This window comes from Rhizobium sp. CAU 1783, assembly GCF_054551725.1.
This window is the reverse complement of sequence record NZ_JBTOLM010000002.1, coordinates 1,049,402-1,067,666: the sequence shown is the minus strand read 5'-3', so window position 1 is coordinate 1,067,666 and position 18,265 is coordinate 1,049,402. Positions and strand designations below refer to the sequence as shown.

At 65.2% G+C, this 18,265-nt stretch carries 19 protein-coding genes and 1 pseudogene; 7 read left to right on the top strand and 13 right to left on the bottom strand.

Annotation, left to right across the window (positions count from 1 at the left end; all coding sequences use genetic code 11):
* Positions 1–40 precede the first annotated feature (40 nt).
* The 3 genes from ACX93L_RS11930 to ACX93L_RS11920 all read right to left on the bottom strand — a co-directional run bounded on the left by ACX93L_RS11930 (position 41) and on the right by ACX93L_RS11920 (position 3,434).
* On the bottom strand, positions 41–748 hold the full coding sequence (locus ACX93L_RS11930) for a L,D-transpeptidase (protein WP_459405030.1): 708 nt from the start codon (positions 746–748) through the stop codon (positions 41–43).
* 214 nt (positions 749–962) lie between these two features.
* A complete protein-coding gene (locus ACX93L_RS11925) occupies positions 963–1,790 on the bottom strand; it encodes a L,D-transpeptidase (protein WP_459405029.1) in 828 nt (275 codons plus the stop codon).
* An 81-nt stretch (positions 1,791–1,871) separates the two neighbouring features.
* Positions 1,872–3,434, bottom strand: a complete 1,563-nt coding sequence (locus tag ACX93L_RS11920) for an MDR family MFS transporter (protein WP_459405028.1) — start codon at positions 3,432–3,434, stop codon at positions 1,872–1,874.
* Positions 3,435–3,555: 121 nt separating this feature from the next.
* On the opposite strand from ACX93L_RS11920, the gene ACX93L_RS11915 reads away from it, so the two are divergent.
* Positions 3,556–4,080 carry a MarR family winged helix-turn-helix transcriptional regulator gene (locus ACX93L_RS11915; protein ID WP_459405027.1) on the top strand — a complete coding sequence of 175 codons (525 nt, stop codon included), beginning with the start codon at positions 3,556–3,558 and terminating at the stop codon, positions 4,078–4,080.
* A 178-nt stretch (positions 4,081–4,258) separates the two neighbouring features.
* Here ACX93L_RS11915 and ACX93L_RS11910 read toward each other — a convergent pair whose 3' ends face one another.
* A complete protein-coding gene (locus tag ACX93L_RS11910) occupies positions 4,259–4,465 on the bottom strand; it encodes a hypothetical protein (RefSeq protein ID WP_459405026.1) in 207 nt (68 codons plus the stop codon).
* A 201-nt stretch (positions 4,466–4,666) separates the two neighbouring features.
* On the opposite strand from ACX93L_RS11910, the gene ACX93L_RS11905 reads away from it, so the two are divergent.
* Together ACX93L_RS11905 and ACX93L_RS11900 are read left to right on the top strand one after the other, a co-directional pair.
* Positions 4,667–6,037: a TIGR03808 family TAT-translocated repetitive protein gene (locus ACX93L_RS11905; protein WP_459405025.1), complete on the top strand. Its 1,371-nt coding sequence runs from the start codon at positions 4,667–4,669 to the stop codon at positions 6,035–6,037.
* Between the two features lie 126 nt (positions 6,038–6,163).
* Positions 6,164–7,993 carry a bifunctional diguanylate cyclase/phosphodiesterase gene (locus ACX93L_RS11900; protein WP_459405024.1) on the top strand — a complete coding sequence of 610 codons (1,830 nt, stop codon included), beginning with the start codon at positions 6,164–6,166 and terminating at the stop codon, positions 7,991–7,993.
* Positions 7,994–8,031: 38 nt separating this feature from the next.
* On the opposite strand, the gene ACX93L_RS11895 is transcribed toward ACX93L_RS11900, so the two are convergent.
* Positions 8,032–8,940: an alpha/beta fold hydrolase gene (locus tag ACX93L_RS11895; protein WP_459405023.1), complete on the bottom strand. Its 909-nt coding sequence runs from the start codon at positions 8,938–8,940 to the stop codon at positions 8,032–8,034.
* Positions 8,941–8,943: 3 nt separating this feature from the next.
* Positions 8,944–9,516: a DUF2087 domain-containing protein gene (locus ACX93L_RS11890; RefSeq protein WP_459405022.1), complete on the bottom strand. Its 573-nt coding sequence runs from the start codon at positions 9,514–9,516 to the stop codon at positions 8,944–8,946.
* A gap of 306 nt (positions 9,517–9,822) precedes the next feature.
* Here ACX93L_RS11890 and ACX93L_RS11885 point away from each other — a divergent pair, with 306 nt between their 5' ends.
* Complete coding sequence (locus ACX93L_RS11885; RefSeq protein ID WP_459405021.1) at positions 9,823–10,482, top strand: glutathione S-transferase family protein; 660 nt, start codon at positions 9,823–9,825, stop codon at positions 10,480–10,482.
* A 183-nt stretch (positions 10,483–10,665) separates the two neighbouring features.
* Here ACX93L_RS11885 and ACX93L_RS11880 read toward each other — a convergent pair whose 3' ends face one another.
* Positions 10,666–11,022 carry a DUF4406 domain-containing protein gene (locus ACX93L_RS11880; protein ID WP_169592727.1) on the bottom strand — a complete coding sequence of 119 codons (357 nt, stop codon included), beginning with the start codon at positions 11,020–11,022 and terminating at the stop codon, positions 10,666–10,668.
* Positions 11,023–11,150: 128 nt separating this feature from the next.
* On the opposite strand from ACX93L_RS11880, the gene ACX93L_RS11875 reads away from it, so the two are divergent.
* Positions 11,151–11,903, top strand: coding sequence for a DeoR/GlpR family DNA-binding transcription regulator (locus ACX93L_RS11875; RefSeq protein WP_459405020.1), 753 nt, complete (start codon positions 11,151–11,153; stop codon positions 11,901–11,903).
* Positions 11,904–11,965: 62 nt separating this feature from the next.
* Here ACX93L_RS11875 and ACX93L_RS11870 read toward each other — a convergent pair whose 3' ends face one another.
* Positions 11,966–12,520, bottom strand: a complete 555-nt coding sequence (locus ACX93L_RS11870; protein ID WP_459405019.1) for a TetR/AcrR family transcriptional regulator — start codon at positions 12,518–12,520, stop codon at positions 11,966–11,968.
* A gap of 90 nt (positions 12,521–12,610) precedes the next feature.
* On the opposite strand from ACX93L_RS11870, the gene ACX93L_RS11865 reads away from it, so the two are divergent.
* The gene (locus tag ACX93L_RS11865) at positions 12,611–13,354 is read left to right on the top strand and encodes an SDR family NAD(P)-dependent oxidoreductase (RefSeq protein WP_459405018.1); all 744 of its coding nucleotides are present in this window, start codon (positions 12,611–12,613) and stop codon (positions 13,352–13,354) included.
* Positions 13,355–13,569: 215 nt separating this feature from the next.
* Here the strand turns inward: ACX93L_RS11865 and ACX93L_RS11860 are convergent, their stop codons facing one another.
* The 3 genes from ACX93L_RS11860 to choX form a co-directional block, all read right to left on the bottom strand.
* The gene (locus tag ACX93L_RS11860; RefSeq protein ID WP_459405017.1) at positions 13,570–14,577 is read right to left on the bottom strand and encodes an asparaginase; all 1,008 of its coding nucleotides are present in this window, start codon (positions 14,575–14,577) and stop codon (positions 13,570–13,572) included.
* Positions 14,578–14,686: 109 nt separating this feature from the next.
* The gene (locus ACX93L_RS11855; RefSeq protein WP_459405016.1) at positions 14,687–15,508 is read right to left on the bottom strand and encodes an alpha/beta fold hydrolase; all 822 of its coding nucleotides are present in this window, start codon (positions 15,506–15,508) and stop codon (positions 14,687–14,689) included.
* Positions 15,505–16,443: a choline ABC transporter substrate-binding protein gene (choX, locus tag ACX93L_RS11850; protein ID WP_459405015.1), complete on the bottom strand. Its 939-nt coding sequence runs from the start codon at positions 16,441–16,443 to the stop codon at positions 15,505–15,507. The genes ACX93L_RS11855 and choX overlap by 4 nt, the downstream gene beginning before the upstream one ends.
* A gap of 106 nt (positions 16,444–16,549) precedes the next feature.
* Here choX and betI point away from each other — a divergent pair, with 106 nt between their 5' ends.
* The gene (gene betI, locus ACX93L_RS11845) at positions 16,550–17,155 is read left to right on the top strand and encodes a choline-binding transcriptional repressor BetI (protein WP_459405014.1); all 606 of its coding nucleotides are present in this window, start codon (positions 16,550–16,552) and stop codon (positions 17,153–17,155) included.
* 388 nt (positions 17,156–17,543) lie between these two features.
* On the opposite strand, the pseudogene ACX93L_RS11840 reads toward betI, so the two are convergent.
* Both ACX93L_RS11840 and ACX93L_RS11835 read right to left on the bottom strand, forming a co-directional pair.
* Positions 17,544–17,666, bottom strand: a pseudogene (locus ACX93L_RS11840) (hypothetical protein); the annotation flags it as partial.
* A gap of 115 nt (positions 17,667–17,781) precedes the next feature.
* On the bottom strand, positions 17,782–18,156 hold the full coding sequence (locus ACX93L_RS11835) for a hypothetical protein (RefSeq protein ID WP_459405013.1): 375 nt from the start codon (positions 18,154–18,156) through the stop codon (positions 17,782–17,784).
* Positions 18,157–18,265 lie beyond the last annotated feature (109 nt).

Below are 18,265 nucleotides of genomic sequence, written 5' to 3'. Positions count from 1 at the left end.
TGCCCTGCGACGCCTTCAATCGGAACACGGGAACCGGGCCTTACTGCCAGACCAGAATGCGCGCCTTGTTCGGCACCCGCTCGTAGAGATCGATGATGTCCTGGTTCATCAGGCGCACGCAACCCGACGAGACGGCCTTGCCGATCGAGTTCCATTCCGGAGAACCGTGCAGGCGGTAGAGCGTGTCCTCGCCGTTCTGGAAGATGTAGAGCGCGCGGGCGCCGAGCGGGTTCTTGAGGCCCGGCGGCATGCCGCCATTGGCGGCCGAATATTTGGCGAGCTCCGGCTGGCGGCCGATCATCTCGTCCGGCGGGGTCCATTTCGGCCACTTCTGGCGCCACTGGATGACGCCGGTGCCCTGCCAGGAAAAGCCTTCGCGGCCGATGCCGACGCCGTAGCGCATGGCGGTGCCGCCCGATTCGACCAGATAAAGGAAGCGCGACGGGGTATCGACGACGATCGTGCCCGGCGGCTGACCGGTCGGATCGACGACACGCTGGCGATAGAAGCGCGGATCGATCTTCTGGTAGGGCACGGCCGGAATGACGAAGCCGCCGTCATAGATCTCGCCATACATCGCATCGAGCTCAGCGGAACCGGCGGGGCCTTCCTCGATGATGGGCTGGGTGCGCAGGACGGGTGAGCTTACGGGGCGAGCGGTCGAGGCGCAGCTGGCAAGCAGGCTCGCCGCACCGACACCGGACAAGGAAAGAAAGGTGCGGCGCGAAAAACTATTCGAAGAGGGCATGGACTATCAGACTTCCTGTGAACGACGGGGCTCTGGGACGTAGCTAAAAGCCGACGCAGCAGCTTTGTTCCCGGACTTGACGCAATGCAACAGGAAAGCGCGGCCAAGGCAACCGAAGGACCGGTTCAACTCTTCGCGAGGGGCTAAGGGAGCGGTCCGACCGTTGCTTTCGGGCCACGGCGGCGCCGGTCCGGAAACGACAGAAGCCGCCGGTTCAGATCACCACGATCTCGGCCTTGGCGCCGACGCGATCATAAAGATCGATGACGTCCTGGTTGAACATGCGCACGCAGCCGGACGAGGTCGCCTTGCCGACAGACTGCCAATCGGGGGTGCCGTGGACGCGATAGAGCGTGTCCTTGCCGTTCTGGTAGATGTAGAGCGCGCGAGCGCCGAGCGGATTGTTGAGACCGGCCTCCAGACCGCCCTCCTCCGCCGAGACCGGACGCAGGTCCGGCTGGCGCTCGACCATCTCATTCGACGGCGTCCAGTGCGGCCACTTGCGCTTCATCTCGATCACGCCACGGCCGGACCAGGCAAAGCCGTCGCGGCCGAGGCCGACCCCGTAGCGGATCGCCTTGCCGCCCGGCTGGACCAGGTAGAGAAAGCGGGCCTTGGTGTCGACGACGATGGTGCCGGGCGCCTCGGTGGTGGAGTAGTCGATCTCGCTGCGCAGGTAGCTGCGGTCGACGCGATCGAGCGGGATAGCCGGAAGCGTGTGGCCGTCGTCGCGGATCACCCCGTACATGACCCGGTGGAGCGGATTGCTGACCGGCAGGCCGTAGGTCTGGTGGAACTGGGTGGTGTAGAGCTCACGCTTCTGCGGCACCGGCTGGGTGGCGGCCGGCTGGACGCGGGCCGGATCGTAATAGACCGGGGCAACCTCGTCCTGGAACACGTCGATGTTCATACGGCTCGTATCGGTGACGAAAAGGCAGCCGGACAACACCGAAAGCAGGGCCGTGCCGGACAGCAGGCCAAGCGTCCGACGCAAGAGGGCGCTACCGTTAAAGGACTGTTTCAAAAAGGTCTTGGACACCATGACTCACCGCTTCATGCCGGATATTTGCCGCACCCTTGCAGACGCGGCTGGCGCGAGGCTGTCGCCATGGTGTCCAGATCGTCAGGACTTCGCCTTCCCCGCCACCGGCAGGCGGACGTTCTTCAACGAAAGGGCCGCGACGAAGCCGATCGCGACGATGCCGCAGGCGGTCAGGAAGAGCGGGAAGAAGGCATCCGCATAGGCATTGGCCACCATCGCGCGGCTTGCCTCGGGCAGAGCGGCCATCGCCGCCGGTGTCAGCTCCTTGAAATCGGCGACACCCGGGACCTGGTTCGTCATGTGAGCAAGGCCGGTACCGAGGATCGCACCGTAGATCGAGATGGCGATCGCGGCTCCCGACATGCGGGCGAGCGTCACCGTACCGGTCGCGGCCCCGACGTCGTCGCGGGAGGCGGCATTCTGCACGCCCAATACCGGCACCTGCTGGCCGATGCCGATGCCAATGCCGTGGAGTAGCATCAGGGCGGCGATGAAGACGACCGGCGTTCCGGCATGGAGCTGGCTGAAGATCGCCAGGCTGACGACGCCGACGGCGGTGGAGGCGACCGAATAGGGCTTGTAGAGGCCGCTTTTCGAGATGCGTCGGCCAGCCCAGAGGGAGCCCGCGGCAATGCCGCCGGTCATGGCGATGAACAGCAGGCCGGCCATCGACGGCGACAGGCCGGTGGTCGATTGCAGGAACAGGGCGACATAGTTGACCGAGCCGATGCCGATCGCCCCCGACGCCATGGACACGATCAGCATCAGGTTGATCGTGCGGCTGGAAAACAGGCTGAGCGGCATGACTGGTTCGGGGACGCGGCGCTCGACCAGGAACCAGCCGAGGGCGCAGAGCAGTCCGAAGGCAACCACGAGCAGGCTCTTGGCGGCGACCAGAGAGCCGAAGATCTGGGCGCTGTCGGCCCACAGCACGACGCTTGCCACGGCACCCGCCAGAAGGAGTGCACCGAGATAGTCGATCTTCGGGCGGCGATGGGGCTTGCGGTGCGGCAGCAGGATAGCCAGCCCGACCAGCACCAGGATGCCGATCGGCAGGTTGACGAGGAAGATGGAGCGCCAGCCGAACAGGTCGCTCAGCGTGCCGCCGAGCACAGGGCCGACGGCGCCCGAGGCCATCAGCGCCAGGCTCGAGTAGCTCTGGTAGCGGGCGCGTTCGCGCGCCTCGAACAAATCGGCATTGATGGAGAAGATCGACACCATGATGCCGCCGCCACCGAGCGCCTGCAGCACGCGGGCGGCGATCAGCGTGTCCATCGACACCGCGAGACCGCAGACGAGCGAGCCGACGGTAAAGATCGCCACGGCCGCCATGATCACATATTTGCGGCCAAACAGGTCGCCGAGCTTACCATAGACCGGCATGACCGTGCTCGCGCCCAGAAGATAGGCCGATCCGACCCAGCCGAAACGTTCGAGCTCGCCGAATTCGCCGACGATGGTCGGCAGGGCGGTCGAGACGATCTGGTTGTCGAGCGTCGCCATGAAGAGCGCCGTCAGGAGAAGGAGGAAGACGGCGACCCGACGACGCGGATCGGCGACCAGAGAGACGAAGGGTGCGGCGACGGCGGGGGTAGCCGGGGCCGTCTCCTTGGCGGGACTGCGGGATTGCGATGTGATGTCCATGGCGGGGGTCCAGGTTAGCGATCGTCAACTAATGTGCTTTTGGCATATATTTGTCAACAGCACATATGTGACGCTCGCATGAATTTCATTGACCCCCGCCCGCCATCTGCTATCAAGGGCCATGAACGAGGATTATTCAGACACTCTCAAGAGCGACAAAACGCAGCCCCCCGGACCGGTTTCCAGCATCGGGCGCTCGATGGCGCGCATGCGGATGATGATCGGGCGGCGGTTCATCGGAAATCTGGTGATCGCCCGAGTCGGGGCGGGCATGGAGCTGTCGCATCTCGACGTGGTGGGTGCGGTGCGCCGGCTTCAGAACCGGCAGGAGGCAACCGTCGGGGCCATCGCGGAACAGCTGAGGGTCGATCCGTCACGGTCGAGCCGCATCGTGGCCGACCTGGTCAAACAGGGGCTTCTCAGGCGGGAAGTCTCGCAGGAGGATGCGCGGCGGGCGATCGTGGTGATCACGCCGGTCGGCCAGGAGCTCCTGAACAAGGTGGACGAGGTCAAGCGAGAGACGATCAACGCGATCGTTGCGGACTGGCCTGACGAGGACATCGCCCGCTTCGCAGAACTCTTCGAGCGGTTCATCACCGGGTTCGAACAGCTGAAAGAGAAACTCGACACGGACGGCACCGACTGAGGTCGGCGGCATCCCTGGCGGATGGCCATTTGCAGGCCACAAGAACCAATCCGGCCGACCCTGCATCGTCGTGAGCAGGGCCGGCCGGTATCGTGCGCGCACACAGCCTACGATCCGCCGGCGCCAGTCCGCCTCAAAAGAGACGCCAGCAGGCGCGGCGCGCGTTCAACGCGAACCGTCAGGCATGCGTCGAAGTGGGGTTGATCGCCTTGTAGATCTTGCTGCCCAGAATGGCCGCGATCGGCAGGGCCACCAGGAGACCGGCCGCGAAGGCACCGGCAATCTGCCACGGCTCCATCATGCGCATGGACAACACAGCCGTCACCGCGGCGCCGCCCAGCACGGTTGCGACCAAAATATAAAGCACTGCAGAAAGACGAAGCATCCAGCCCTCCATCGTTTAACTTACCGCTGGAAAAATTAGACCTTGCTGAAACCACGGCATTGATCTGGCGCAAACGATCGCGCCCCGCCGCAGGATGGCTGTTTTGTCGCAGGTCGGCTTGCCGCGGGCCGCCGTTTCGGCCAAGGTCCGGCTCGACCGACGGCGGTTTGATGGCGGACAGGTTCGAGGATCAGGCGAAACATGCTGAAGCGGAGGATCTTTCTGGGCGGGCTGGCGAGCTTTTCGGCGATCGGCCGGGCAGCGGCGGACGGTGCCGACGCAAGCATGCAGCCGATTGCCGCGGACCTGCGTGGTGCGCTCGACGCCCAGTCGGCGGGCGTGGTGCCGGGCGCCTCCGACAACCAGAGCCGCAAGCTGCAGGCGCTGCTCGACGCCGCGGCGGCCAGCGGACAGCCGGTCTTCCTGCCGGCCGGCACCTACGAAGTCTCCAATCTCGACCTGCCCGACGGTACGAAGCTTTCCGGCGTACCGGGCGCGACGCGGCTCGCCTATGGCGGCGATGGCCATCTCGTGTCGGCGCGCGAGGCACGACACATCTCGATCAGCGGCATCACGCTCGACGGGGCCAATCGCTGGCTCGGCGACTATGCCGATGCACTGATCGGCTTTCGCGGCGTCGATGAGGTGCTCATCACCGACTGCGAGATCGTCGGCAGCCGCAAGCACGGCCTGCAGCTGGAGCGTTCGGGCGGCAGGATCAGCGGTTGCCGGATCACCGGCGCGGCCAATGCCGGCCTGATGGCGATCGAGACGAAAGCGCTGGCGATCCGGAACAACGATGTTTCGGACTGCGGCAATGGCGGCATCCTCGTGCATCGCTGGACCAAGGGAGAGGACGGCGCGATGGTGACCGGCAACCGCGTTTCGCGGATCGGCGCCAAGGCCGGCGGCACCGGGCAGAACGGCAACGGCATCAACCTTTTCCGCGCCGACAATGTCATGGTGTCGGGCAATCATGTTTCGGCTTGCGCCTTTTCGGCGATCCGCGCCAACTCCGCCTCCAACGCGACGATCAGCGGCAACCAGTGTTTTTCCTCCGGCGAGACGGCGATCTATGCCGAATTCTCCTTCGAAGGCGCGCTGATCGCCGACAATCTGGTGGATGGCGCCGCCAACGGCATCCTCGTCGTCAATCTCGACCAGGGCGGCCGCCTCTCGACCGTCTCCGGCAATATCGTACGCAACCTGAAGCGCGAAGGCCCTTATGTCCACGACGGCGCCGGCTTCGGGTTCGGCATCGCTGTGGAGGCCGATACCGTCGTCACCGGAAACGTCGTGGAGAATGCGCCGAAATGGGGCCTCATGCTCGGTTGGGGGCCTTATCTGCGCAACGTGGTGGCAAGCGCCAACATCATCCGCCGCGCCCCTGTCGGGATCGCCGTTTCGGTGGTCGACGGCGCCGGCACGGCGTTGATCTCCGGCAACGTCATCAGCGAGACGGCGGACGGGGCTGTCATCGGCTACCGCTGGAACGACAAGGCGAGCGGCGAACTGATCGACGGGGCGGACACGTTCGACCACCTGACGATCGCGGGGAACCGGCACGGCTGAGCCAAGAAGAGGGTCAACGCCAATGCTTCACCCCAAATGATCATACATGGTTATTTTAGAATCCCCGTAACAACTACTTAAGACCGTCGTGTTTAGATGGCGGCTCATGTAACCGCGCGTGCTGCCATGCTGACAAGACTGCAGAACCAGATCCTCGAAATGATTGCCACGGGTGTTCCGCTCGACGAGACGGTGGATCTGTTGTGCCGCACCGTCGAGGAGATGGATCCGGATATCGTCTGTTCGGTGCTGGCACTCGACCCGCAAAACAGGCTGCGCCACCTGGCCGGCCCCTCCCTTCCGGAACACTATTCCTCGGCGATCGACGGAACGCCGATCGGTCCAGGAGTCGGGTCCTGCGGCACCGCGGCTTTTACCGGCGAGCCGGTCACCGTCACCGACATCGCCAGCCATCCCTACTGGGCCGACTTCAAGGGGCTCGCCCTGCCGATCGGGCTGGCCGCCTGCTGGTCGACACCGATCATCGCCTCCGGCAAGGTGCTCGGAACGTTCGCCTTCTATTTCCGCACCCCTCGTGGGCCGTCCGAGATCGAGCAAAAGATCGTCGCGGCCTGCGTGCACCTCTGCGCGATCGCCATCGAGCGCGACCAGCGCGTTGCCGAGCGGCGCCGGCTTGCCGAGACCGACGCGCTGACCCAGCTGCCCAATCGCAGCCGGTTCAACGATATGGTCGCCATGCAGGGCGAAAGCGACTGTCCCTGGGGCATCATCCTCGGCGATGTCGACAATCTGAAGCTGGTGAACGACACCTTCGGGCATAGGGCCGGCGACGACCTGATCCGCACGGTGGCATCGCGCATCGCCATCGCGGCGGAGCCGGGCGTGAGCTTCCGGCTCGGCGGCGACGAATTTGCGATCGTCGTGGTCGGGGAGGACAGCCAGGATCTTGCCGGGATCGCCGCCCGCGTGCTCGAAGCGATCAAGGCGCCGTGCACCTGCGCCGAACAGGTCATCTATCCATCGCTGACGCTCGGCGGCGCCGTGGCCGGGAAAAGCGACAACCCCGAACAGGTGCGCCAGAACGCCGACTATGCGCTCTATCACGCCAAGGAACGGGCCCGCGGCAACTTCATCCAGTTCGTGCCCGGCCTCGGCACGGCGATCGTCAAGCGGTTCCGGGCGATCCAGGACGTGACGGAAGCCCTCCGGGAAGGCCGGATCGAGGCCTACTACCAGCCGATCGTCGATCTCGCGACCGGACAGGTTGCGAGCCTCGAGGCGCTTTGCCGGATGAGGACGCGCAGCGGCGACATGCTGGCCGCCGCGCATTTCCATGAAGCGACCAAGGATGCCAACATCGCCTTCGAACTGACCCGCCGGATGCTCAATATCGTCGCAGCCGACATGCGGCGATGGGTCGATGGCGGGCTCGACTTCGGGCGGGTCAGCATCAACCTCGCCGCTGCAGACTTCTATCGCGCCGGGCTCACCGACCGGGTGGCCGCCTGCTTCGCCGAGTCGGGCGTGCCGTTGAAAAGTGTCACACTCGAAGTCACCGAAAGCGTCTATCTCGACCAGCGCGACCAGATCGTCGCCGAACAGATCCAGCAGTTGCGGGCCGCCGGCATGAGCGTCGCGCTTGACGATTTCGGCACCGGTTTCGCCTCGCTGACCCATCTGCTGACCGTGCCGGTCGACATCATCAAGATCGACAAATGCTTCGTGCAGCGGATGATCAGCGACAAGGCCGGCTCCGTCATCATCAAGGGCCTGATCGACATCGCCCGCGGTCTCGGGATCCGCGTGGTGGCCGAAGGCGTCGAGACGGCCGAGCAGGCCGAGACTTTGCACTGGCTCGGATGCACCTACGGCCAGGGTTTCCTCTATTCACGGGCGGTCGACCGCGGGTCCATGACGACGCTCCTCAAGGAGCGCCGCACTCTCGGAACCCCGCTCGGCACCGCCGGCAACGCGCCGCTCAGCGCCGCCGGCTGACGGGACCGGCCTTCCGCCCGGCCTCGCCTACCTTCCGATCACCGCCCTTCCAGCATTCGCCCGGTTGCGTCCCGAACCGCGGCTAGGTGCGTGAAGAGCGCGACATGCTCGCCGCCGGGCAGCGCCAGCAGTTCCGCCCTTTCGAGACGATCGTGAACCTCCCGAGCATGCGAGAAGGGCACGACGCGATCGGAGGTTCCGTGGACCACGAGGACGGGTGCCGCCACCCTGTCGATCGGCAGGCGATCGATCGCCGCGCAGTTGGCCGTATCATTGACCAAACCAGGCATGCGACGGTCGAGCCGGCTCATGGTCGAGCGCTGCAAGGCGCGGATCAGCGGTCCGGCCTGCGGATCGGCAAGCGTGCGCCGGCAAAGCGCGTCGTCGCCGATCGACTGACGGATCGCCGGCCCGGGCGCAAAGCGGCCGATCGCCGCCATCAGCCAGCGGACCGGGGCATGGCGGGCCATCCGCACCATCCTGTCGAAGCGGCCCCGATATTCCGGCGGAACGGCGAGCGTGCCGGTACAGCAGGAGACGAGGATCAAGGCGCGGCATCTGCCGGGATGGCGCACGGCAAACTGGATCGCAGCCGGGCCGCCGCCCGAAACGGCGATCACGTTGACCGTGCCGATGCCGAGCCGGTCGATCAGCGCGGCCAGGAGATCGGCCTGGGCTTCGGGGGTTACGGCCGTTTCGAGCGGGGTGCCAAGATAGCCGGGACGCGACGGCGCGAGGATGCGCCGCGACGGCCAGTCGGACAGCCCGGCCATCGCCAAAAGCAGCGCCTGGTCCCAGCCGCCGAGAGCACCGTGCAGGGCCAGCACGACCTCGCCCTCCCCGACATCGGCATATTCGAGGCGACCGGCCGGAAGGTCGACCGTTCGCGGACGCACGGCATCAAGCCTCGCCTGGACCGGCAAGGCGGCAATGGAGGGTTTGCGCATGGATCAGCCCCCGGCGCCTTCGACCGACATGTCCGTGGTCGCCGGTGGCGCATCACGGCGGATCAGCGCCAGCGCATCCGGCGGCGGTCTTCGCTCGACGCGGCGATAGCTGCGGCAGTCGGCAGTGCGCGAGAGCAGGCCGAGATTGACCATTTCGCGACGGACCAGCGCGTGATCGCCGAAGGCATGGCGGCGCTTTAGGATGGCGTTGACCTCGGGCTCGGTCATCTCGGCATCGGCCGGGAAGACGGACCAGAGCTTCCACAAGCAGAGCTGCTGGAGATTGGTGCGGCCCGGCCAGCGAAGCAATACGCCCGCCGGGTCGAAACAGCGCGCGGCGGCCTCGACACGGCGGAAATCCACAGCGGCTTCCGGTTCGACCGGGCTCGCAAGCCGGGTTTCGGCGGCGCGCGAGGCCTTCAGGTGCTGGTAGTTTCTAAACCCCGCCGCCCGCGACAGGATATTCAGGATCTCGACATGGCCCGGCTTCTCGACCTTCGAATCGAGTTCCCGCTTGATGGACCTGGCCAGCGCCGAGAGATCGGGCGCTTCATAGCTGTTGATGATACGCGACATCGTCACTTCCTCGATATCGTGCCCTGGCGAACCAGAAAAGCCGGTGGTCACCGTCTTCCGACCGGACACGAGAAAAGTGGCTGTCGGTTTTCTCAAAGAAGTCAGGTTTAGCTCCCCTCATCGGGGCGGTGACGCCTGGGTGAACTGCAGACCCATGCCGCCGGGTTTAAGTTCTTGCGGCCTTCACGTCAAGTTTCGTCGGCGCCGGCCATCAGGGAAATTCATGGTCGGATCACGCCGGCGCGGCTTTTCATCATCGCCGGCCCCGACTAGCCTTCGGCCAAATCAAACGAGGAGGCAATCATCATGCTGAAGATCTACGGCGTCTACAAATCACGCGCAACGCGCACCTTCTGGCTGGCCGGCGAGCTGGGGCTCGCCTTCGAGCACGTCCCGGTGATCCAGGCCTACAAGCTCGAAGACCCTCATGCGCCGGGCGTGCGGCTCAACACGCGCTCGCCGGAATACCTCGCCGTCAATCCGATGGGGGCGATCCCGGCGATCGACGACGACGGCCTGAAGCTTCATGAAAGCATGGCGATCAACCTCTATCTCGCCAAGAAGGCGGGCGGGCCACTCGCCCCGAAGGATCTCGCCGAGGATGCGCTGATGACGCAGATTTCCTTCTTCGCGGCGACCGAGATGGAGGCGAATGCCCTGAAAATCTCGCAGTCCAACGCGCAGGGACGGCTTTCGAGCGAGGCAGGCCAGGCTGAGGCGGAAGCGATCGCGCGGCTGCTGAAGCGGCCGTTCGGCGTGCTGGAACAGCATTTTGCCGGCGCCGACTACGCGGTCGGTGGCCGCTTCACCGTCGCCGACATCAACCTCGCCGAGGTGGTGCGCTACGCCCAGCCCTACCAGCCGGCGCTCGCCCCCTTCCCGCATCTTTCCGCCTGGCTCGACCGCTGCCAGGCCCGCCCCGCCTTCAAGGCCATGTGGGACACCCGGCTCGCCGAACAGGAGTAAGCGCGGGGCAGCGGGGCCGGCTTCCCGGCCTGTTCTTCCCCGCCCCTCATCCGCCTGCCGGCACCTTCTCCCCATGTTCATGGGGAGAAGGAACAAGCGGCACCGCGTGGGCATCCCCTCTCCCCGCCCGCGGGGAGAGGGTCACGGTGAGGTGCAAGAGGCAATGCGCCTGAAGCCATTGCCTTACGCGCAGCCCGGCACGTCCTCCAGCCGATACCAGACCGGAATGCCGCGTTCGGTGGCGATGCGGACGTCGTTGTCGGCGCCCTTCGAGGCTCCGGGCAGGCGAAGGACCCCCTCGCACAATTGCAGCAGGCGTCCTGCAACCGGGTGAAAGATCTCCTCGTAGAGATCGTCGCCGACCGTCTGCCCGCCGGCCGCATGCCAGATTGGCAGCGCCACCCACTCGCCGATCATCGGCACATGCCCGGCCTTGAACAGGGCGTGGGACGGCGCCTCGAGCCGCTTGAGGTTCTCGGCCATCTTGGCCGGATCGTCGCCGGTGCCGGAACGGTAGGGCCCTGCAATCAGGATAAGCATCGTCATTTCTCCATGTTTTCTCATGCCTGCTTCCTGCAGGCTGCACGAGTTTGCGTATTTTTGCTGGAATGTCGATTCAATTCACGTATTATCGTGAACAATCCAGAACAAACGTGCAGGAACATGCAATGCTCGGCAGCCAGCGCAGGACGCATATTCTCGAAACCCTGAAGCGGGAGGGACAGGCGCTGGCGGGCGTGCTGGCGCGCGAACTCGACGTCTCGGAGGACACGATCCGCCGCGACATGCGCGACATGGCGGCCAACGGGCTGATCAAGCGCGTGCATGGCGGCGCCCTGCCGGTGTCGCCGGAGCTTCCGGACTTCACCGCCCGGCGCAGCGTGGCGAGCGCGGAGAAGGCGGCGCTGGGCGCGCGCGCGGCGGCGCTTGTGAAGCCCGGACAGATGGTTTTCCTCGACGGCGGCACGACGACGGCGGAGATCGCCCGTCAGCTGCCGCGCGGCATGGCGCTGACCGTCGCCACCCATTCGCCGACGATCGCGAGCGAATTCGAGCACCGGCCGGAGGTCGAGGTAATCCTGATCGGCGGACGGCTCTACAAGCATTCGATGGTGGCGGTCGGCGCGCAGGCGATGGCCGCGATCGACACGATCCGCCCGAACCTCTTCTTCCTCGGCGTGACCGCCGTTCACCCCGGGCTCGGGCTGACCACCGGCGATTTCGAGGAGGCGGCGATCAAGCGGCACATCCTTCAGGCGAGCGCCGAAACCTATGTCGCCGTCACCGAGGAGAAGATCGACGCGATCTCCCCCTGCCGCATCGCCCCGATCGAGGCGATCGCCGGACTGATCGTGCCGGCCGGGATCGACGCGGAGCGGCTTTCGCCCTATCGCGAGGCGGGAGTGACCGTGGTAGCGTGAGGGGGGGGGGGCGGCGATCACGACGGGGACGCCGCATCGCCGACAGCGGTCATCGTGGGCGTTCAGCGCTCAACGATGCCATTCATGAATACGCCGACCAAATGCGTGATGCGCGCTTCGGCTGCGCTGTCCTGGTCCGTGGCGAGCGATATGGCGGTCGCCACGCAGACGACGTCTTTGAAGCTGATATCCGGTCGAATGCCACCCGCCTCCTGGGCCGCCCGCAGGAGCCGAGCCCCCTCCTCACTGGTTGCCAGGCATCCGGGCGTTCCGATCTGCAAGACCACACCAAGGGACGCCGCGAAACCTCGATAGACATTTGAATATCGGACGAGTTCTTCAAGGTAGGCTCTGAAGGCGCGTGCCGGGTCAAGATCAACGGCCCTCGCACGGCTCGTCTCGGCCAGAGCCAGGAAGCGGGCGCTATAGGCCGCGGCGAGGAGGTCCTCGCGACTTGGGAAGCGACGATAGAGCGTGCCGATCCCTACCCCGGCGCGCCGTGCCACCTCGTCCAATGACACGCCGACACCTCGCTCCAGGAAGACGTCCTCGGCAGCAGCAAGGATCCGCTCCTTGTTGAGCTGCGCGTCGGCGCGCAATGGGATTTCGTCAGCCAAACAATCTGCCTCACTATGTCTTGTAAGTGGAGGATATCTCCATATAGTAAGTGGAGCAATCCTCCACTTACTACGAAAGCGAGCAAGGACATGACGAAGCGATTTGAGGATAAGGTCGTGGTGATCACCGGCGGAACGGACGGCATAGGCTTGACCACGGCCAAATCGTTCGCCGCAGAAGGTGCCCGTGTGTACGTGACGGGCCGCAGGCAGGAGCGCCTCGACGAGGCGCTCAAGGAGATCGGCAACGGGGCCGTTGGCGTTCAAGGCGATGTCAGCGATCTTTCCGACCTCGACCGGCTCTATGCAGCGGTAAAACGGGATCACGGCCGCGTGGACGTTGTCTTCGCAAATGCCGGCATATCCGAGTCCGCCCCGCTCGACACCATTGACGAAGATCATTTCGACCGCGTCTTCGGTATCAACGTGAAGGGTATGGTGTTTACCGTGCAAAAGGCCCTGCCCCTGATGTCTGCCGGTGGTGCAGTGGTGCTGACGGGATCGGGCGCCGGTAGCAAGGGTTTTGCCAACCTGTCCATCTACAGCGCGACGAAGGCAGCGATCCGCTCGTTCGCGCGAACATGGACGACCGACCTGAAAAGCCGGGGCATTCGGGTGAACGTCGTTTCACCCGGCATGGTCCTGACACCGGCAATGCAGACCTATCTCCGGGACAATGCCGGCGCCGAGGAATGGATGCAGCAGACCATTCCGTTCGGCAGGCTCGCCCGGACCGAAGAGATCGCCAAGGCGGTTCTGTTTCTCGCATCGGAGGAAAGCAGCTTCGTGGGTGGCGAGGAGCTCTATGTCGACGGCGGCTTCGTGGCGGTGTGAAGACCGGCGCGCTCTCCTATTCGCCTACATTGTCCTAGAGGAACGCGCCTGGGCGGTCACCCTGGCGCGGCGCAACCAAGCTCCCGCTTTCTTCGTTACCCGCCCCCTCATCCGCCTGCCGTCCCCTCTCCCCGTGAACGGGGAGAAGGTCAGGGTGAGGGGCACCCCGCCGGATGGTGAGGCGGATTGCCCCCTCCCCCAGAGGACAAAAGATCTCACCCGAACAACACGTCCGTCACGCGCACGTCGCCGACATGCAGGCCGTTCCAGTTGCGCATGGAATGGTTGGCCATGCCGAGAAGGGCCTCGCGCTCGGGGCTGGCGGGGTCGAAATGGCGGGCGAGCAGGGCTGCGATCATCGATTCGGCGGCGCGGCTTGCGCCGTCCTCGCACTTGACGGCAAAGGACAGGCCCTGTTCCGGCAGGAGGGCGCAGAAGACGCCTTCGGCACCGGTCTTGGCAAAGATCTTGCCCGGCGCCACTTCCATCAGCCGGGTGCAGAAGCGCTTCGTGCCGGCGACGTAGAAGGGTTCGGCCATGCAGGCCTCGATCAGGCGCTTCGAGGCAGCCGCCCGGACCGGCTCGAGGCCCTTGCCGGTCGCCATCCTGGCGAAACCGCGGGCAAGGCCGACCAGCGGCACGGCATAGGTCGGGATCGAGCAGCCGTCGGTCCCGCAATTGTCATGGGTGAGTGCCGCGCCGGTCAGATCCTCCATGATGGCGCGGATCTCGGCCTGCAGCGGATGGTCATAGGTCGAATAGCCCCGTGGCTCCCAGCCGGAGTGGCAGCAGGCACAGACGAAGCCGGAATGCTTGCCCGAGCAGTTGTTGTGGAGCGCCGAAGGCTTGTCGAGGGTGCGGGCCTGGTGGATGAGGGCCGGCTGTTCGAAGGACCAGTGGGCGCCACATTCGAGCACGCTCTCGTCGCGGCCGGCGCGCTTCAGCATCGAAGCGGCAAGGGCCGCATGTTCGTCCTCTCCGGAATGGGAGGAGCAGGCAAGCGCCAGTTCCCTGGCTCCGAAGCCATAGGCGTCGGCCGCGCCGCTTTCGACCAGCGGCAGCGCCTGCATGGCCTTGCAGGCCGAGCGCGGGAAAGTCGGGGCCTCGATCTCGCCGGACGCGAACACGACCTTGCCGTCGCCGTCGACGACCACGGCCATGCCGCGATGGCGGCTCTCGACCAGCTTGCCACGGGTGACTTCGACGAGGACGGGGTTTTCCATGGCGGCTCTCTCTGTTGTGGGGCGCGGAGCCTCGCCTGATACTCCTTCGCCCGCCACTTGCCAACAGCGGCAGGCGCCCGGAACGGTCGAAGGGGCGGCCGCCCTTGCGCTAACGCCCGAGCACCTCATCGAGGAAATCGCCGACCAGATCGGCAAGCGCTTCCGGTTCCTCCCAGTGAACATTGTGGCCCTGCCCCGGCAGCGCCGCAGTCGTGACATCGGCAAAGCCGGCGGCGAGCGCCTGCTGATGCGCCGGGCCGAACAGGGGATCCTCGACGCCGGAGACGCACAGCACGGGGCAGCGGATCGTCGCGGCCCTCGCCGTCAGATCGACCGAGGACAGGCCGTCGAACACATCCTTCCAGACAGCGGCTGGGATGGCGGCGGCCTCACGCCGGGCATAATCGAGGAAATCCGCCGGCACCGGGCGGCTGCAGCCGTGCCACTCGTCGAAGAAGGGATCGGCCGGATCGATCGGATCGACAAGCGCGTGGATCGCCCGGGCGACCGAGTTGTCGGCCGGCAGACGCGGGGTGAGCGAGCTTGCGAGGATGACGAGTGCCGTAACCCTTCCGCCGAGACGGGCCGCGAGATCAATGCCGACGGCGCCGCCCATCGAATGGCCGAGGATCGCCACCTCGGCGATGCCGAGATGATCGAGGAGCGCCAGCAGATCCTCGGCGAAGCCGTCGATGCCCTGGGTTCGCGCCGGCGTCGAGGCCCCGTGTCCCGGCAGGTCCGGGATCACGCAGTCAAAGGTCGCAAGACCCGGAACGAGCCGCGCATAGCTGCGGCTCGTGTCGGTGAAACCGTGGAGCAGGAGGAGGGCCGGCCCCGGGCCGGGTTGACGGACATAGGCGAGCCGCCGCCCGTCCGAAAGGTCGAGGGCGCGCTTGCGCCCCGACCAGCCGGCCTGATCGACCGGCATCATAGACCGAGTGCCGCCTTGACCGCGTCTAGGCCGGACTTGCCGTCGAGCGTCTCGACACCCGCAAGCCATGCCTCAAGACGCTGCGGCTCGTCCTTGATCGCCTTGGCGGCTGCGGCTTCCGGGTCCATGCCGTCGTCGATCAGGTAGCCCATGCCCTTGTTTTCGAAGTCGATGTCGAAAGCGAGGTTGGAGAGAAGCTTGCCGACGTTCGGGCATTCCGACAGATAGCCCTTGCGCACCTGGGTGGAGACGGTCGCGGCGCCGAAATCGGGGCCGTAGAACTTGTCGCCGCCGGTCAGGTAGCGCAGCGGAAGAGCGGTGTTCATCGGATGCGGCGCCCACCCCTGGAAGACGATGAACTCCTTGGCCTTCACCTTGCGCTGGGCCTCCGCCAGCATGCCCTGCTCGCTCGATTCCACGACCTCCCAGCCGGAAAGGCCGAGATCCTTGTCGGCGATTGCATCGAACATGGTCTGGTTCGAGCCGGGCTCGATGCCGTACATCTTGCGACCGAACTGGTCGGCGAATTTCTGCAGGTCCTTGAAGTCGTGGACACCGGCCTCGTAGACATAGTCGGGCACGGCGAAGGTGTATTTGGCGCCGGTCAGGTTGACGCGGACCGTCTCGACGGAACCATTTTCCTTGTAGTTGCCGAAATAGACCTGCATCGCCGGGTCCCAGTAGCCGAGGAAGACGTCGAGGTCCTTGTTCTCGAGGCTCTTGTAGATCACCTCGACGCCGAGCAGGTTGACGCTCGGCTCATAGCCGAGGCCCTTCAGCAGGGTCATTCCGATGCCGGTGGTGAAGGCGAGGTCGTTCCAGCCCGGCTCGGCGAGCCGGACGGCCTTGCAGCCTTGTGCGTCCGCCGCCTGCGCGACCCCGCCATAGCCCATCAGCGCCAGCGCCAGCACCGGCATCCTTATCCGATCGAACATGTCGTTCCCCTTGTTGTTTTGACCATTTGGATAAAAAATTGACCAATGGGACAACTATTGATCTTTCGGGAAAACATGTCAACTGTGGCCCGATCGGAGGCCGGACATGAAACTAACCCGTATCAGCGTCATCAGGCGCCGCGAACTCAGGCTCGCGGCCTTCGAGGTGCTGCAGAAGGAAGGCATCGCCGGGGCGACGCTGGAAAAGGTCGCAGCCCACACGAACTCCTCGAAGGGGATCGTGCTGCACTATTTCCGCAACAAGCAGGAGCTGTTCGAACATGCGATGCGCGAGGCCAACAGCCAGCTGCGCGACGCTGTGACGGAGAGATTGCGCCGGGCAAAGACGCCCCACGAGCGGCTCTCAGCGATCGTCGAGGGGAACTTCGAGGAGCGCTTCTATCAGCCGGCCACCTGCCATGCCTGGCTGTCGCTCTGCGCCGAGGTGCCGCGCGAGCCGCAGTTTGCCCGGATCCAGAAGGTCATCCACGCCCGGATGCATTCCAACCTGATGTCGGCGCTCACCGACCTGCTGCCGCGGAACGAATGCGAGGAAGTGGCGCTTGCGTTGACGACGCTGATCGACGGATTGTGGCTGCGTCTCGGTCTCGACAGCGGCGGGATCACCCGCGAGACGGCACTCAACCAGGTCTATGCCTATCTTAATCACCGCCTGCCCGGCGGCTGGCCGGACCGCCACGGTCAAACCTGACGGAACGGCAGTCGGAACCGGCGGCCAAAAATGGAAAGGGGCCGCGCGAAGCGGCCCCTCCATGAGGTCTGATCTGTGTTGAGACCCGGATCACGAAGGGCGATCCGGAGGAAGGCGGGTTCAGGCCGAGGGCTGCCCCGTCAAGACCGCCACCTTTCCCATGTCAGCTGCACAGACCGAAATCTCACTCGACATTGGATCACCTTCCTTTCAATACGTTGACGATAAGGAAAAGGTAGGTGCGTCGCGGGTTTCCTGCAAGGCACGTTGTGTAACCGTCGGGCTCCATAAGTGAGTTGCAATATGGCCAGCATCGATTACCATTCGCCAGCCTGAACACACTGCTTCGCGCCCCGCCATGGCGCACTTCCCGGAAAATCCCGCGCGCTCAGGGCCTGCAAGCCGGTCCTTGGACCAGTTTCAGCACGATCTTGCCGATGTGTATCGAGCTTTTCACCAGCCGGTGGACCTCGACGACGTCGTCGAAGGGCAGAATGGTGTGGATGACCGGGGCGACCGCGCCAACTCCATCGGGAAATGTCCGCCATCAACAGGCAAGCGCGCCCCATCAACAGTGTCGAAGGGGCGCACTCGCGGCTGCGCGCTTTGTGCCGGGTTCCGCCTTCTCAGGCGACCGCTTCCTCGCGCACATCGTCCAACAACAGATGCACGGTGATGTATTTGGTCGTATAGGGCACGCCGCTGTCGGCCTTTTCCTCCACCGCTCCACCGTCGGCGGGGTGCCAGGCGTGGTAATGGGGGTTGTTGACGATCAGGGTGACCGCCTTGCCGGCAAAGCGGCCATCGAGACGATAGCGCGTTTCGGCGAGCGGCCAGATGCGCTGGTAGTCCTGTTCGGTAACGCGGATGCGCAGGGCCTGGCGCTCGATGAGCCGACCCGAAGGGCTTTCGCCGTCACGCGGGGTCTCCGCGATCGCGAGCGTCACCTCCTCGGCATTCTCGAAGACGGACTTCAACTCCTCCGGCCAGAAACGCCTCATGAACAATCCTCCCGTTTTGTGGCTCCTCAACCATCGATCAAGCTAGCGCTTCCGAACGTGACACGCAAATGCCGGTTTGCGGCCCCTGCCCGACCCACAAGACGAGTTG

Bases quoted from the DNA above. Each gene is read 5' to 3' on its own strand.
- betI (WP_459405014.1), top strand. From the start codon at position 16,550: ATGAAACTAACCCGTATCAGCGTCATCAGGCGCCGCGAACTCAGGCTC.
- ACX93L_RS11890 (WP_459405022.1), bottom strand. From the start codon at position 9,516: ATGTCGCGTATCATCAACAGCTATGAAGCGCCCGATCTCTCGGCGCTG.
- ACX93L_RS11930 (WP_459405030.1), bottom strand. From the start codon at position 748: ATGCCCTCTTCGAATAGTTTTTCGCGCCGCACCTTTCTTTCCTTGTCC.
- ACX93L_RS11860 (WP_459405017.1), bottom strand. From the start codon at position 14,577: ATGGAAAACCCCGTCCTCGTCGAAGTCACCCGTGGCAAGCTGGTCGAG.
- ACX93L_RS11925 (WP_459405029.1), bottom strand. From the start codon at position 1,790: ATGGTGTCCAAGACCTTTTTGAAACAGTCCTTTAACGGTAGCGCCCTC.
- ACX93L_RS11865 (WP_459405018.1), top strand. From the start codon at position 12,611: ATGACGAAGCGATTTGAGGATAAGGTCGTGGTGATCACCGGCGGAACG.
- ACX93L_RS11835 (WP_459405013.1), bottom strand. From the start codon at position 18,156: ATGAGGCGTTTCTGGCCGGAGGAGTTGAAGTCCGTCTTCGAGAATGCC.
- ACX93L_RS11855 (WP_459405016.1), bottom strand. From the start codon at position 15,508: ATGATGCCGGTCGATCAGGCCGGCTGGTCGGGGCGCAAGCGCGCCCTC.
- ACX93L_RS11910 (WP_459405026.1), bottom strand. From the start codon at position 4,465: ATGCTTCGTCTTTCTGCAGTGCTTTATATTTTGGTCGCAACCGTGCTG.
- ACX93L_RS11905 (WP_459405025.1), top strand. From the start codon at position 4,667: ATGCTGAAGCGGAGGATCTTTCTGGGCGGGCTGGCGAGCTTTTCGGCG.
- ACX93L_RS11885 (WP_459405021.1), top strand. From the start codon at position 9,823: ATGCTGAAGATCTACGGCGTCTACAAATCACGCGCAACGCGCACCTTC.
- ACX93L_RS11880 (WP_169592727.1), bottom strand. From the start codon at position 11,022: ATGCTTATCCTGATTGCAGGGCCCTACCGTTCCGGCACCGGCGACGAT.
- choX (WP_459405015.1), bottom strand. From the start codon at position 16,443: ATGTTCGATCGGATAAGGATGCCGGTGCTGGCGCTGGCGCTGATGGGC.
- ACX93L_RS11875 (WP_459405020.1), top strand. From the start codon at position 11,151: ATGCTCGGCAGCCAGCGCAGGACGCATATTCTCGAAACCCTGAAGCGG.
- ACX93L_RS11920 (WP_459405028.1), bottom strand. From the start codon at position 3,434: ATGGACATCACATCGCAATCCCGCAGTCCCGCCAAGGAGACGGCCCCG.
- ACX93L_RS11900 (WP_459405024.1), top strand. From the start codon at position 6,164: ATGCTGACAAGACTGCAGAACCAGATCCTCGAAATGATTGCCACGGGT.
- ACX93L_RS11895 (WP_459405023.1), bottom strand. From the start codon at position 8,940: ATGCGCAAACCCTCCATTGCCGCCTTGCCGGTCCAGGCGAGGCTTGAT.
- ACX93L_RS11915 (WP_459405027.1), top strand. From the start codon at position 3,556: ATGAACGAGGATTATTCAGACACTCTCAAGAGCGACAAAACGCAGCCC.